Annotated in this window: 1 protein-coding gene; it reads right to left on the reverse strand. The window is 65.1% G+C overall.

What is annotated here, in order from left to right:
* Positions 1-1125 (reverse strand): class I SAM-dependent methyltransferase (locus tag Raf01_RS49055; RefSeq protein WP_203925063.1); only part of this gene is annotated, 1125 nt, incomplete at its 3' end.
* Positions 1126-1195: the final 70 nt, after the last annotated feature.

Raw genomic sequence — 1195 nt, forward strand, 5'->3', positions numbered from 1 at the left:
TAACTGAGTCGACAACATCTCCACCTGCCGGGCCCGACCCGGATCGTTGACGAAAACCGACAACCCCGTCCCAGCCTCGACCGCGACACCCGTATCCACCACCACCTCGTCGCGGCCACCAGCGGGAGTGAACAGCACGTCGAGGCTGCCATCACCGGTCTGACGCGACCAGGTCACCGTCGTCTGATACCCCTGCCGATGACCAAACTCGTACCACCCCTCAGGATCCAGAGCCTCGGACACCGCACCGCTGATCCGGGGGTTGGGCACCCCAGCCAACACCACCGGCTCCGGCCGGTCCCGGTCCAGCAACTCCACCACCGCGTCGCGGTCAGAAACCCCATCCCCCCACGACACCGTGCGGATCTGTCCCATCCGCCACCCCGACGTCGGAGCCTTGTGCAACGCCACGTCATAGCGGTACCGCGTCAACTCGTTGTCCGAAACCCCCCGCTTGACCCGCACATCAACCACGTCCAACCCATCAACAACCCCCCGCAACGCCGAGAAGAACCCCGGATCAACCAACAACTCCTGATCCGAACGCGCACTCTCAGCAACCCTGCCCGCCAACACCTGCCCATCAACAACCCCCCGAGACTCATGCACCGACCGATACAGACACTCCGCCAACCCCCGATGCCGCACATCCCCCACGAACACCGCCCCACCCGGCGCCAACACCCGCAACGCACCCCGCAACACCTCGACCAGATAATCCACACCAGGGAAATACTGAACCACCGAATTGATCACCACGGTGTCGAACATCCCCTCCCCCCACCCGTCGAACACATCCGCCGGCTGAGCCCGCAACACCACCCGACCAGCCAACTCCACACGCCCCGCGACCTGACCGGCCAACCGGTCGATCACCTCCGGCGACAGATCCGTACCCCAATACAGCTCACACACCGGCGCAACCTGCGCCAACAACAACCCCGACCCCACCCCGATCTCCAACACCCGCCGGGGCCGCAACGACACGATCCGCCGCACCGTCTGATCCCGCCACTCACACATCTGCGGCAACGGAATCGGCGCACCATCGAAACTGCTGACCCACCCGGCGAAATCAACACCGAACCCCGCCGACCGCGAACCGGCATACAACGAGTCGTACACCTGCCGCCACCGATCCACCTGCCCCACACCCAACCCCGAACCACCACCCGCAGCCGGAACCACATACGCC

The sequence above is a fragment of the Rugosimonospora africana genome, assembly GCF_016862975.1.
GTDB lineage: Bacteria > Actinomycetota > Actinomycetes > Mycobacteriales > Micromonosporaceae > Rugosimonospora > Rugosimonospora africana.